11 protein-coding genes are annotated in these 13,210 nt (G+C 37.8%); 4 read left to right on the top strand and 7 right to left on the bottom strand.

The window, feature by feature from the left end:
* Positions 1-48: 48 nt before the first annotated feature.
* Both FFJ24_RS05100 and FFJ24_RS05095 read right to left on the bottom strand, forming a co-directional pair.
* Positions 49-3,567: a M1 family metallopeptidase gene (locus tag FFJ24_RS05100; RefSeq protein WP_138823159.1), complete on the bottom strand. Its 3,519-nt coding sequence runs from the start codon at positions 3,565-3,567 to the stop codon at positions 49-51.
* Positions 3,564-4,463, bottom strand: a complete 900-nt coding sequence (locus FFJ24_RS05095) for an ABC transporter ATP-binding protein (protein WP_138823157.1) — start codon at positions 4,461-4,463, stop codon at positions 3,564-3,566. The genes FFJ24_RS05100 and FFJ24_RS05095 overlap by 4 nt, the downstream gene beginning before the upstream one ends.
* A gap of 655 nt (positions 4,464-5,118) precedes the next feature.
* Between FFJ24_RS05095 and FFJ24_RS05090 the strand changes: the two genes are divergently transcribed.
* Together FFJ24_RS05090 and FFJ24_RS05085 are read left to right on the top strand one after the other, a co-directional pair.
* Entirely contained in the window at positions 5,119-6,282 is a 1,164-nt protein-coding gene (locus tag FFJ24_RS05090) for a sensor histidine kinase (RefSeq protein ID WP_168202390.1), read from the top strand.
* On the top strand, positions 6,279-7,004 hold the full coding sequence (locus tag FFJ24_RS05085; RefSeq protein WP_138823153.1) for a LytTR family DNA-binding domain-containing protein: 726 nt from the start codon (positions 6,279-6,281) through the stop codon (positions 7,002-7,004). The genes FFJ24_RS05090 and FFJ24_RS05085 overlap by 4 nt, the downstream gene beginning before the upstream one ends.
* A gap of 3 nt (positions 7,005-7,007) precedes the next feature.
* Here the strand turns inward: FFJ24_RS05085 and FFJ24_RS05080 are convergent, their stop codons facing one another.
* Positions 7,008-7,601, bottom strand: coding sequence for a 2OG-Fe(II) oxygenase (locus FFJ24_RS05080; protein WP_138823151.1), 594 nt, complete (start codon positions 7,599-7,601; stop codon positions 7,008-7,010).
* Positions 7,602-7,710: 109 nt separating this feature from the next.
* Here FFJ24_RS05080 and FFJ24_RS05075 point away from each other — a divergent pair, with 109 nt between their 5' ends.
* Together FFJ24_RS05075 and FFJ24_RS05070 are read left to right on the top strand one after the other, a co-directional pair.
* Positions 7,711-8,715 carry a phosphotransferase enzyme family protein gene (locus FFJ24_RS05075; RefSeq protein WP_138823149.1) on the top strand — a complete coding sequence of 335 codons (1,005 nt, stop codon included), beginning with the start codon at positions 7,711-7,713 and terminating at the stop codon, positions 8,713-8,715.
* 62 nt (positions 8,716-8,777) lie between these two features.
* Positions 8,778-9,641 carry a dienelactone hydrolase family protein gene (locus tag FFJ24_RS05070; protein ID WP_138823147.1) on the top strand — a complete coding sequence of 288 codons (864 nt, stop codon included), beginning with the start codon at positions 8,778-8,780 and terminating at the stop codon, positions 9,639-9,641.
* 299 nt (positions 9,642-9,940) lie between these two features.
* Here the strand turns inward: FFJ24_RS05070 and FFJ24_RS05065 are convergent, their stop codons facing one another.
* Genes FFJ24_RS05065 through FFJ24_RS05050 form a run of 4 tightly spaced genes read right to left on the bottom strand, consistent with a single transcriptional unit; the run spans position 9,941 to position 13,210 of the window.
* Complete coding sequence (locus FFJ24_RS05065) at positions 9,941-10,903, bottom strand: hypothetical protein (RefSeq protein WP_138823145.1); 963 nt, start codon at positions 10,901-10,903, stop codon at positions 9,941-9,943.
* An 8-nt stretch (positions 10,904-10,911) separates the two neighbouring features.
* Complete coding sequence (locus FFJ24_RS05060; protein ID WP_138823143.1) at positions 10,912-12,009, bottom strand: toxic anion resistance protein; 1,098 nt, start codon at positions 12,007-12,009, stop codon at positions 10,912-10,914.
* A 27-nt stretch (positions 12,010-12,036) separates the two neighbouring features.
* On the bottom strand, positions 12,037-12,651 hold the full coding sequence (locus tag FFJ24_RS05055; RefSeq protein WP_138823141.1) for a TerD family protein: 615 nt from the start codon (positions 12,649-12,651) through the stop codon (positions 12,037-12,039).
* A 4-nt stretch (positions 12,652-12,655) separates the two neighbouring features.
* Positions 12,656-13,210 carry a TerD family protein gene (locus FFJ24_RS05050; protein WP_138823139.1) on the bottom strand — a complete coding sequence of 185 codons (555 nt, stop codon included), beginning with the start codon at positions 13,208-13,210 and terminating at the stop codon, positions 12,656-12,658.

Here is a 13,210-nt window from a genome sequence, read left to right as displayed (position 1 = left end):
AATCGCATGTCGTAGCGAGATGCTACAACTAGAATAATCTAAGCTACTTTATTCCACCACCGCGACATTATCACTTCTATCACCATCTAACACATATCCGTAAGGATCAATTGCCACTGTTTTTGGTTTATGATTCACTATAATCGAAAGCCTGGTCTTATTCTGCATGAGGTGATACTTTTGAAAATAAACCGGCTTAGTATTTGCATTCCAATCACTTTCCAACTGATCAAAACAGGCTAAATCTATTTCCAGATCAGGCTTTTGTTTCGCACCATCGCTTACTCTTTCAGCTGCAATTTCTAGTTCAACTTTATATTTTCCGTTATTCAGGGCATTGCAACGAAGCAATTTGATCCCCAGATGGTAAGTCACCACCTTGTTAAAACAATCTTTTATAAAATTCTTTTGTTCAGCTGAAGCCTGATCTAAAAATGCATTAACCAGATCAGTTGCTTTAGCTTTTAGTTTCGGGCTTTTATGATCGGTAATGAGCTGGCTTAGTACCGCATTAAACTTTTCCTCCCCTAATAACTCTTTCACCGCATACATCATCAATCCACCTTTCTGGTAATGCACGTAAGACTGATCTAAAGTTTTGGCCAGCGGCAATTCCTTTTCGCTGTTGTTCCGGTTCAAAAAATAGAGGTTATTATCATAAGCGAGGTACTTCCTTAAGTACATTTTTCCAAATCTTTTTTCGATCAGCACATTTTCGGTGTATTTGGCCAGCGATTCCGTTAGCATGGCATAACCCGCACCATCAACCGGTGCCAATATATTCGCCCACCATTGATGTGCCGTTTCGTGTGCGGCAATAGCATAACTCTGATTGATGCTATTACTTTGACTATAATTTCCTAAAAAATTAATGCGTTCTGCACTAAAAACTAATCCAGGGTAAGCGGTAGCAGCACCTTTGTATTGAGGAATTTCGGCAATGGTGAGTTGTTTAAGCGGATAACTGGCGAAATTTTTATTACCATAATCCAAAGCATCCTGAACACCCTCAAAAATACTCTTCAGGTTATATTCCTGTCCAGGCTGATAATAAATACGCAGATTTATGCCTTTATATCTCTCATTTTTGATTGCATATTTCGCACTGCTTAAGGCAAACATGAAATTTATGGGCTGAACCGTTTTGTATGTAAAATATCTTTTATTGCCCGATACCCATTCCTCCTGTAATTCGCCAACGGTAACCACTTTCTGGTCTGTTTCCGTAGAAATGGTGGTTTCTAAATCAATCAGTTCGTATGTATGTCCATAATCTGGTTTAGTGGCAATTTCGGCCAAACCTGCTTTTTTCCGTTCTTGTTTATCATCGCTTTCAAAATTATAGCTATAGCCCAATTGAGGGACAAATTTTTCCAGTTCGATATAAGTTCCATTTTTAACGATTGAATTTTCACTATCAAACGCGGTAAACCCAGACCGGATAACTTTAATGGAAAAATCCATTTTCAGCTCTTCGTTCGGTTTTAAGGGAGTTTTCAGCGTAATAAACTGCTGGTTATAGTGCTCATCCATTTCGCTTTTTTCACTTCCTGTTACCTCAACTGAAAATGAGTTTACCGCTGGGTTAACAGAAATCCATATTTTAGAAATGGGTAAAGTTGTTTCATTCTTTAGCTGATAAGTGCCTTTAACAGTATATTTACTTTCACCTGGATATACATCGACATTTGTTTTAACCGATTTTATTACCGGTTGTGGCAAAGCTGCCAGTGATTTATATTTCTTTTCGTAGGCCAGGCTCCATGCTAATTTCGCTTCTTTGTTTTGATACTTTCCGACAATATTGCTTTGATAAAAAATAAACGTGCCGCAGGAAATCCAGGTCAACAATGCAAAAACAGTAATCCATTTATACTGCTTCACGCTTCTTCCAATTAACTTAAATCGTTCAATAACCTTTACTTCGACATTGCACTGCCACATTCCAATGGTTAAAACTGCAATAATTGCTGCAAAGGCAGTCCAATATAACATATACCAGTTAAAAGATGTAGCATAATATCCAAAACCATTAAAATAAGAGTGAAGAAGATCTGGAACGGTTGCAAAGCGGAAGAGATAATGCGATAGCCCAAACCTTTCCGCATAAGAGATCAGAAAAACTATAACCATACTTAATACCATACCAAGGTATTTGTTTGTACTCAGATTCTGAGTAAATAAAATCAACACCACGAAAAGCAACATCGGGAAGGCGCTGTAATAGTATAAAGTTAGATACAAAGGCAATTCGATGTGGAAATAACCGTGGCTAACCTGTAAAACAATACCGATAACAATATTTAACGTAACGAGGATAAAAACCAACGTAAACAAGCTGAAACTTTTCGCCATCCATAACACGGAATTCCGAACAGGGGTACTGTAAATTAACCCATGGATATTAACCGATTTTTCCCTGCTGATGGTTTCTGCAGCATAAAATAAGATCAGGATCAATCCAAATTTCATCGAACGCATTTCTTCGATAATAATACCCGTTGCTGGATAACTATGGATACCGTAAACCCCACTGAACAATTGATCTTTTAATTCTACACCATACAAAAACACCCAGAGTAAAAGCATTACCATAATTGGGATATTTTTAAATAAGAAAATCACTTCTAATCTGAATTGTGTTTTAAAGGTGCTGAAAACATAACGTAAACCATTAGGGAAAACCTTTAAAGTGTGATAAGGAATCAGTTCTATTTGTTCTTGTTTAAGTACCTTTAATTTTAATTGTTTCTGCTGCTGTACACGAAAATTAAATAAGTGGTAAGTCACCAACATAATTAAAGCAGTGATACCCAACCACAATAACCTGTTGAACAAAAAAACACCTTCTACTGGAAACAATTGTTGGTTGCGTTGAAAATCCGTCCAGGTTCTGGTTTCTCCAAAAAACGAGGCCAGCGCAAAAGGATCTAACAATAAAGGCAAAATATCCGGACTACTTGCTTTCATTGTGGAAGCGGCCAGCAAAGGAGAATTTCCAAAAATCGAAGCCAGCATGTATAAGATGTAAATCAATACGCCTACTACGTAAATTGCCCTGATGCTTTTGGTTAATATAGCGGTACAAAACAATGCTCCCACCGCAAACAGTACATTAGGAAAAGCAAAAACCAATAGTGGCTGCAAAAAATAGTTGATGCGAAAAGCGCCCAAACGATCCGCATCGACGAAAAAGGAGCCAATAAAAATCCCCAGGACTACGAATATATACAGACTAAAGACAGCGAAGAGCAATCCTAAAAACCTGATGCCAAAATAGTTGAATTTATTAACCGATGTAGTAAAAATAACAGCTTCCATCCTGAACACCGCATCTCTCAATACCACATTCGCGCTGAATATAGTCCCCGAAAAGATGGAAAAAAGTGAAAGTAGTGCGATAATATTGGTAATAACATAGGGCGAGTTTTTATGAACTTCTTCCCCACCAAAGCCCCCCTGTACCACACAGAAATACCCCAGAACAAAAAATAAAAGCGCTGCTACTTTGAAAGAAATTTGTCCGAATTGGTATTTCAGTTCAAACTTTAGTAAATCCAGTATCATAGCTTTACCTCCTTATGTTGATTGGCCGGACCAAATAATGAAGAAAAATAAACCTCTTCCAAACTGGGGTACACCGATTCGAAACCCGCCGCCGGAAGTTGTTCTGCAAGTACAAATACATGTAATTTACCCGAAATAATTTTGGTAGAGATTACATTAAATGCCGACGAATAGGAAATTAAATCCACCTTATCGATTACCTTCCGCCAGATTTTACCATTCAAATTTTGGGATAATTCAGCCGGTTTGCCCTGTAAAATCAGTTTACCAACGGCCATCACGGCCATCTCGGAGCAAAGGTCGTTCACATCTTCTACAATATGGGTGGATAGGATTACTACCCTGTCTTCTCCTATCTCACTCAACAAATCATGAAAGCGATTTCGCTCCTGTGGATCGAGGCCAGCAGTGGGCTCGTCTACAATGATGAGTTGTGGATTACCTAATAAAGCCTGCGCAATGCCAAAACGCTGTCGCATACCGCCAGAAAAGGTGCTGACTGATCTTTTCCTTACTTCAAATAAATTTGTTTGTTGCAAGAGTGAAAGCACCTGCTCTTTTCTCTCGTTCTTATTTTGCAGACCTTTTAAAACCGCCAGGTGGTTTAAGAGATCAAAAGCTGAAACTTTAGGATAAACACCAAAGTCCTGTGGTAAATAACCCAACTTCTTCCGCATTTCCTGAGGATTTTGCAGTACATCATTTCCATCAAAATGGATCTGTCCCGCATCCGGCAGTTGCAAAGTAGCGAGTGTGCGCATCAATGATGATTTACCCGCGCCATTTGGTCCCAATAAGCCAAACATGCCGTTGGCAATGTTCAAATTAACATCATTCAGGGCCTTTACCCCGTTTTTATAAGATTTAGTAAGTTGCTGTATTTTAAGCCGTACCATTTTATTTTAAATAAGATGGAGGCAAATTATAGCGATTAAACCGATCTGTTAAATTTAAGTGATGAACGAAGCTAAAATGATGATAAAAAGAAAAAAATAACCTGATATTCCTTTCATCATGAAAAATGGACCTTTCATCATTTAAATTTTTCGTGGACTTCGAACTTTTATAACTTTAAAAGTTGTTTAAAAAGACTAGTCACGATGATATTGTCAGGCTGAGCAGAGTCGAAGCCCCACACAATTAAATCAATTAAAAAAGATTGTCCTTCGGCTCCGCTCAGGATGACATCTTTTAAATAATATTATCCTATTTAACAAAATGCCCAGTACAAAAAATTTCAGCTACAATTATAAGTACCAAGACTTTTTCATATTTCTTGGCCTTTTGTTGTGGATAGCAATATTTAATACTTACAACTTAACCAGCAAAATTTGGCTTAACTATGCCAGCTGCATTTTGGCTTTGGGTTTTTGTTTGCTCCCTGTACTTGTTTTTTCTTTTCTTAAAGTCAGACTAAAAAACATACTCACTCGAAATCGATACATTGCCCAATGGTGTACTTGCTTCTTCATCCTGCTTCCGCTTTTTACTGACGTTGCATTTTACCTGCAAATTGCGAAGCTTGACCATACTGTTTTTATTTCAACAGCTTTGGCAGCAATAACCCTCGAAATAATGTTGATTGCCAATCAATATTACCAGAAAAAGGTGCAGCATATTAAATGGATCAAGAAAATCGGCCTGGAGAATGCGGTACTTATTACCATTATATTATTGGCCGCGACTATTTCGGTGATGGCGGTTTCGAGCCTGGAGAATCCGATTTATCAAAGAAAAGGCTTCCGCCTGGTGGGTTTTGAGTTTGATATTAAAATGCTGTTGCACAATTTCGGAACTTTCCTGGCTTTCTTTTCGCAATTTCTGATCATGTACTTGTGTGGATACCTCCTTTTCTTCATCAACAGCCGGTTTTTGGTTTCTAAAATCTTAAAAGAAAAAGGACTATTGATGTATCTGTTAACACTTTCGGCTATTGTTGCGCTGCTTTATCCGTTATTGGCGCAAATATTAATTTCACTCCCCATTAATACGGTATTTGGCCGGAGCATATTTGTAGCCAATCCTTTCGAGTTTGAAAATGCTTTTGGGGCCTTTGCCATTATGCTAATCAGTTTGCCTGTGGTTTTGGCTTTGCAATGGGGAAAGCAGAACAATAAAATTTTAGCACTGGAAAAAGAAAAATCACAAAATGAACTCGATTTATTAAAACAACAGCTCAATCCGCATTTCTTTTTTAATACCCTTAATAACCTTTATGCATTAAGCTTGCAGAAATCGGATAAAACACCAGAGAGTATATTGCAATTATCAGAACTGATGCGTTATACGATTTACAAAGGGCAGGAAAAAACAGTTAAACTTTCACAGGAACTGGATTACATTGAAGATTACATCCAATTACAACAGATCCGTTTACGGAAAACATTGCATTTTGAGTTTGATAAACAAGTCGGAAATGATCAGATCGATATCGCCCCGCTACTGCTCATCGTTTTTATCGAAAATGCCTTTAAACATGGCATAGAACCTGCAGAAGATGCCGCTACGCTAAAGCTTTCATTAATTACGACCGATAATTTACTCAGTTTTACCTGCGAAAACTCTTTAGATTCTGAAGGAATACGAGAAAGCAAAGGAATTGGTATAGATAACCTTAAAAAAAGGCTCGAATTGCTCTACCCGAACCGTTACACATTGCATATTACCACAATTGGTAATATCTTTAAGGCAGAACTTAAACTCCAGCTAACATGAGCTTACGTTGCTTAATTGTAGATGACGAACCGCTTGCCCATGGCGTAATCACCGAATATGCAAAAGATATTCCCTTTATTACCATTGCCGGACATTGTTACCGCGCTACAGAAGCGTTGGATTTTTTGAACAAACAACAGGTGGATCTAATTTTTCTGGATATCAGGATGCCAAAGTTAAATGGCATGGATTTTTTAAGGACCTTACAGCATAAACCCCTGGTTATTATTACTTCTGCTTACGAAGAATATGCCTTAGAGAGTTTCGATCTTGCCGTTTGCGATTACCTTTTAAAACCCTTCAGACTCGATCGTTTTCTTAAAGCCGTGAACCGTGCCCTTGAACTTTTCCAACTCAAAAAACAAAATTTAGAGATTGCCGATACAGAAAAAACAATTCCCAAAAACGAAGCTCAGATTTCACTCAAAGTAGATAAAAAGCATATCCTGATTAAAACGGAAGAAATACAGTTTTTAGAAAGCCTTGGAAATTATGTAAAGGTTTGGAAAGACCATAATTTTTTGCTTACCCCAAGAACCCTGGCTAGTTTCGAAGAACAGCTGCCATCCGGTTTTATCCGCATTCATAAATCTTTTCTCCTGAACAAAAGACATGTCGATTATCTTGAGGGCAATACCATTGTGCTTAAAAATGGTCAGGAGGTGCCCATTGGTAAAAATTTTAAGAGTATTATCAAACAGCTCCTCAACATTGAAGATTAGCCGTTAACCAATCTTTAACCAACCCGTAATGCTCATCCGCTGTTTATTGGTGAGGAGTACTTCATGTGCCAGATCAGAACTTTTAAAGAAAACACTTTTACCGCTGTTAGGCGCTATATTCTGTTCTTCATCAGTATGATAAATGCGCAACTCTCCGCCATCTTCTGTTTTCCAACCGGCATTTAAATACATAATCATAGAATATTGTCTGCTTCCATTGTTTTGGAACTGATCGATATGTTTTTTATAAAAAGCACCCGGTTCGTATAGCGTATAATGAAATTCGTAACCGGTGATTCCTGTATAACAGGTACAATTCAGATAAGCCACAAATCCGTCAATCAGATCGAAAAAATCATTTTCATATTGATTATCATGCTTTCTATCCAGCCAGCAGATCACATCGCTCCTGATCAGTTTATCCTGATTAACAATCACATCATTCCCCACCCCTGCATTTAAAAGCTTTTTATTTTCAAACAGGGTAATCAGGTTTTCTCTCAGGTGATCGGATAGAGAGACGCTTAAAAATCCGTCTGCAATGCCAACTTTATCTTCAATAAAACTATCGATCAGGCAATCAAATATTTTTTCCAACAGATTGGTTTAATCTTAAAACAACTTGCCTAAGGTTGGTAAGGTAATCTTATTTAACGGTTAAGATGTCGTTTTGAAAATTTATATTTGAAATCCCAACACCATTCACATGCAGAATTTCTTCCCCGCCCAGTACTCCACCTTGTCAGCTATTGCTTTAAAAACTCATTTAATTGAAGCTTATCAATTAGATCCATCAACAACCTGTCGCTTATTAATCAGGAATGTAAGCGACACTTATATTCTCGAAAATGACAGCCAGAAATACATTTTCAAGATTTACCGCGATGCACACCGAAAAAGGAAAGAAATTGAGGGCGAGGTAGAATTGCTTAACATTTTAAAAGCAAATGGAAATTCGGTTTCTTACCCCATAGCTAATGTGGAAGGAAAGCAGATCCAACAGTTTAATGCCATTGAAGGTTTAAGAAATGGCATATTGTTTTCTTACGCCGAAGGGAAAGTAATTTTAGACCTTGAGGATGAGCAGCTTATCCAGTTGGGATATGATATGGCCAAATTGCACCAAACTGCCTCATCAATAAAACTGAACCATCCCAGACCAATATTCAACTTCGAAACCACCTTAATTGAGCCTTTGCGAGATTTAAAACCACATTTTACTGAAATGCAGGAGGAATTTGAATACCTGACCAACATTGCCGACAAAGTAGCTAAAAAGTTTGAAGAATTTGATACTTCAACGTTCAGTTATGGCTATTGTCATTACGATTTCCTTCCTAAAAACTTCCACTTTGATGAAAAGGGAAAAATTACTTTTTTCGATTTCGATTTTGCTGGTGAAGGTTACCTGATTAATGATTTAATGACCTTTTTGAATCATTATTTCTTCCACCAGCTCAATAACCTGATTACTAAAGCACAGGCTGAAAAAGATTTTGGCACTTTTTTAAAGGCTTATCAGGAAGTAAGACCATTAACCGATGAGGAAGTAAAGGCCATTCCTTATCTGGGGATCACCTTCCATATTTTTTTCCTCAAATTCTTTTACGATAATTATGATGATTGGTCGAACGTTTTTTTAACGCCACGATATACCAAACACCGGGTTGGATTGATTAAAAAATGGGTAGAATTGTATTGTAACTTTTAGGCAAGGCGTAGCTAAATCTCATCCGTCTTTTTTATCTTGTAAGATAATTCAAAATCAATAAGATGGATCAGAAAATAATCAACCTGTACGATGAGTACACCCATAGTCAGATCGCTAGAAAAGATTTTATGAAAAAGCTGGCTGTACTGGCTGGCAGCACGGCATTAGCCATGACCATTTTGCCTATGCTCGAAAATAATTATGCGGCAGCGGCCGATTTTAGCAGTAATGATATTGAGGTTGAAAACATTACCTACCCGGGCGTTGATGGCGAAATAAAAGCGGTGCTGGCAAAACCTAAAGGCAAAAAGAATTTGGGCAGTATATTGGTTATCCATGAAAACAGAGGTTTAAATCCACATATTATTGATGTAACCAAACGTGTAGCTGCCGAAGGTTTTATTGCAATGGGTGTTGATGCACTTTCTCCTCTGGGTGGAACACCTGCCGACGAAGATAAAGGACGTGAACTGATCGGCAAGTTGGATCCTGAGAAAAACCTGCAGAATTATTTAAAAGGATTGGATTATTTGCGTAACCGTAAAGATGGGAATGGCAAAGTAGGCTGCGTTGGTTTTTGTTGGGGCGGTGGTATGGCGAATAAACTGGCCGTTAACGATCCGAAGTTACAGGCAGCTGTTGCTTATTATGGTGCGCAGCCAGATGCTTCCGATGTACCTAAAATTAAAGCCAGCGTAATACTGCATTATGGTGGTTTAGATGAGCGGATTAACGCTGGTATTCCAGCTTATGAACAGGCTTTAAAAGACAATAAGATTGATTACAAAATTTACATTTACGATGGGGTAAACCACGCGTTCAACAACAATACCTCTCCTACCCGGTACAACGAAGCTGCCTCAAAACTTGCCTGGAGCAGAACCATTGATCTGTTTAAGCAGAAATTGGCAGTGTTAACGAGGTAATTTTTCATTGCAGAAAAAGAAGTCAAGTTTTAAAAACTTGACTTCTTTAGTACCTTAATGCTTATTGCAGGACCAACCATTCATAGCCCCGATTGAACGAAAAGCCCGGATCCCGATTTTTCATCGGGAGAGGACTTGAAGTAAAAGCGGGACAGTATTTTACCAAGAATCACAGGTTTTGCGCTTCAAAAAACAAGTAGGTTATTCTGATTTTTTATCTCTTGAATTAGTATGATAGACCTTGAAATGAATTCAGGGTGACGATCACGCTGGTAGTAGAGGAAACCTCCCAATCAACCCTAAAATAAGTCCGTATTTAACATGGTTTTCAAAATATTCGATTGCACATCAAAATTATTGAGGTGATTCAGGAAATTGATATCTGATATTTTATGATAACTATCTTCCAGTAAATCAATTACCTCGTGCGGGATGGCAGTTTTTAACACCGCTGCATTACTTTTCAGCTTATCGTTTTTGTATTGAAGCTCCTGCATAATCCTCTGCTTTTCGGAAAGATTGGTCGAAGTATCCAGATCCTTCAAAACCGCTAAATCGCAGAACAAAAACAGGTTTCTACCTGGAAAAAACAGATAATAATGATCGGTTTCCAAAAATTTATAAACCTCAATTACCTGCTCACCAGATTTTAGGCCAATATAAAATTCTGTCCGGAAATCATATTTACACAGTTTCCCCATCAATTTCTTCTCAATAGTGGCGTGCACATTGGTATATACCTGTTTATCCTGAAAATTAATCAGTTGTGCAAACTGATCAGTGGTAAGATCGAAATAAAAATCGTTGGCGTATTTAGAACTGAAAACGTTGATGTTTTTAGAAAAAGGAAAATCAGTACTCAGATCAGACAGCACACTGAACAGTTTACGAAGCGACAGGTTCACTTTTAGCGATTGCTTCTGTCTATCCTGCTGGAAACTTTTCTGATCAACCAGCGTTCCCGCCATACGGTCTATCAGTTCTTCATTGAGGTCGATCTCATCGTAAATGAGCGACACATTTTTCTCATTGCTCTTTTTAATCTTTCTGAGCAGTTCGATCACGCTATCGGTAAACTGAAGATGAAAAAGATCGAGCTTTTCGATCTCCAGTTCTTCATTATTGGCAAAAAGCTGATGAATAACCTGGCTCCGTAAGTAAATTTTATAAATCACTTCATCATCAAAAAACACAGAGAGCAACTGTAAACGGTTGATCTCTGCGCTTGATTTTTTGATAATATTTAAACGGTATTCATCCATAGATTAATTTAATTCACCCTCGTAACGTTCTTTTTCAACTCTGCTTCCAGAGTTTTAAGTTCGCCATCTAACACACGTCTGCTTTGTGCACCAGCCTCATGAATCTGTTTCACCTCGTTAAGCGTTTCAATCAATGATGATGTGGTGCGTTTTAGGGTTTCCAAAGATACCACAGTTTTTTCATTTTCTTTAGCTACATCAATACTGTTCTGTTTCAACATTTCCGCGTTTTTCTGCAAAATGGTATTGGTCGTATCTGAAATTTTCTTTTGCATCTCTACATTGGCTTTTTGCCTTTGTAAAGCAACCGCAATGGTCAACTGGTTTTTCCAAACCGGAATCGTTGTAGAAACTATCGATTGTGCCTTTTCTGCAATTGAAGTATTGTTGTTCTGTACTACACGGATCTGTGCTAAAGATTGTAACATAATGAAACGTACAATCTTCATATCTGCCAGTCTCTTATCTAAACGGCTGACGAAATCCCTTAAATCGGCAATTTCATAATCCTGGTAATCGGCAGGCCTGCCTTCCATTTCGGCCAGTTTGATATTCAGTTCGTTGTATTTCAGTTGACCAGCAATAATCAGTTCTTCCATCTGGTGGATATAACCAACATTGCTATCGAACATGGTTTGCAGCGAACTGTTGTCTTTAATTGAGTTTAACCTTCCAGCTTTAATTTTGTTGGTGATTTTATCGATATTATTCACCACCACATCATACTTCTGAAAAAGTTTCTTCACATCAACCACTAAACTCTTTAAAAACGGGATTTTAGAGATAAAACTCTTAAAACCACTCTGTTCCAATTCAGAAACATCGATGTAATTAAGTTCGGTTAGCAGTTCGTTAATTAAACCACCAACTTCGCCACTATTGTAGGTACGTACAGACGATAAAAACTCGTTACTGTATTTCTCCATTGAGTTTTGGGCATCGCTTCCGTAATTCAGGATAGAATTTACGTCTGATGGTTCGAGCGATTTTCCAATTTCCTGGTATTTAGCTGTTTCCTCGTTCGTTATTTTTTCGAGGTCAACATTGCCGTCCTTATCCAGCTTAACCGGTGTAAGAACCTGGGGAAGATTTGGGTTGTTTTCCATAGTTGATTATATGATCGGCTTTGCAGCTTATAAATAATTTTGGGTTACAGTTTTTACGGTATCTTCCAGTTTCCTGTCTTTGGTTGGTTCGCCAATCGCATTAAATTTCCATTCGCCGTTTTTCTTATAGAAAACACCCATTACCATTGATACGTGACCTGCAAAATTAGATCCGTTGGCAATATCATACTTAGCAAAAACCTCATTTACGCGTTTAGTGGTTCCTTCATAAATGCGAATCGAAGCAAAAGGAATCGTACCAAAATCGTGACCTCTAAAACTGTTCAATACAAAGGCAACATAGTTTACATTAGCATCCAATTGTGAAAAATCAAGTGTGATGATCTCGTTATCTAAACCATCATCACCACCCATATCACCGGTTAAATCGTCACCACTATGTTTTACAGACCCATTTTTAGATTTAAGGTTACCGAAATAAACTACCTCTAAAAGTTGCTTGTTTTCATTGTATAATGCGCAGCTTCCATCTAAATCTACTGCTTCTTTTGATGATCCGAAGCCGAATAAGCCTTTCTTTTCAATTGCACCCCAGTTAATGCCTACACAAACATTCTGAAGTTTGCTGCCATTGCTTTTTTCAAGACTGATGCGCTGTCCTTTTTGAAGATTGATTGCCATAATATTATTGATATTTGTTTAAATAATCTTGTAAACCACCTTTCATACCTACGCCAACGGCCTCAAATTTCCATTTGCCTTCGCGTTTGTAAATCCTTCCGAATTCTACAGCTGTTTCAATAGAGAAATCTTCTTCTAATTCATATTTCAAGACCACCTCATTGGTTACCGCATCAAAAATACGGATGAAAGAATTTCTCACCTGACCAAAATTCTGTCTTCTGTTTTCAGCATCATGAATGGTTACCACGATACAGATTTCATTTACTTTAGCATCAGCTTTGGTTAAATCAATTTTGATCTGCTCATCGTCGCCATCGCCATCGCCGGTTAAATTATCGCCGGTATGTTCGACTGCCCCATCTGGAGAAACCAAATTATTATAGAATACAAAGTTTTCGTCAGAAATTAGTTTTTTCTGATCGTTTAATATAAAAATCGAAGCATCTAAATCGAATGCAGAACCTGTTGAAGAGCTGTTGGTATCCCAACCTAAACCTATTGTAAATTTAGGCGCATCGATATTTTCTCTCTGCCCCTTTTGCAAATTAATAGCCAT

The organism is Pedobacter sp. KBS0701 (assembly GCF_005938645.2).
Taxonomy (GTDB): domain Bacteria; phylum Bacteroidota; class Bacteroidia; order Sphingobacteriales; family Sphingobacteriaceae; genus Pedobacter.
The sequence above is the reverse complement of the archived record's forward strand: the minus strand, read 5'-3'. Positions and strand labels throughout refer to the sequence as shown.

Bases quoted from the DNA above. Each gene is read 5' to 3' on its own strand.
- FFJ24_RS05100 (WP_138823159.1), bottom strand. From the start codon at position 3,567: ATGATACTGGATTTACTAAAGTTTGAACTGAAATACCAATTCGGACAA.
- FFJ24_RS05095 (WP_138823157.1), bottom strand. From the start codon at position 4,463: ATGGTACGGCTTAAAATACAGCAACTTACTAAATCTTATAAAAACGGG.
- FFJ24_RS05085 (WP_138823153.1), top strand. From the start codon at position 6,279: ATGAGCTTACGTTGCTTAATTGTAGATGACGAACCGCTTGCCCATGGC.
- FFJ24_RS05075 (WP_138823149.1), top strand. From the start codon at position 7,711: ATGCAGAATTTCTTCCCCGCCCAGTACTCCACCTTGTCAGCTATTGCT.
- FFJ24_RS05070 (WP_138823147.1), top strand. From the start codon at position 8,778: ATGGATCAGAAAATAATCAACCTGTACGATGAGTACACCCATAGTCAG.
- FFJ24_RS05065 (WP_138823145.1), bottom strand. From the start codon at position 10,903: ATGGATGAATACCGTTTAAATATTATCAAAAAATCAAGCGCAGAGATC.
- FFJ24_RS05060 (WP_138823143.1), bottom strand. From the start codon at position 12,009: ATGGAAAACAACCCAAATCTTCCCCAGGTTCTTACACCGGTTAAGCTG.
- FFJ24_RS05055 (WP_138823141.1), bottom strand. From the start codon at position 12,651: ATGGCAATCAATCTTCAAAAAGGACAGCGCATCAGTCTTGAAAAAAGC.
- FFJ24_RS05050 (WP_138823139.1), bottom strand. From the start codon at position 13,210: ATGGCTATTAATTTGCAAAAGGGGCAGAGAGAAAATATCGATGCGCCT.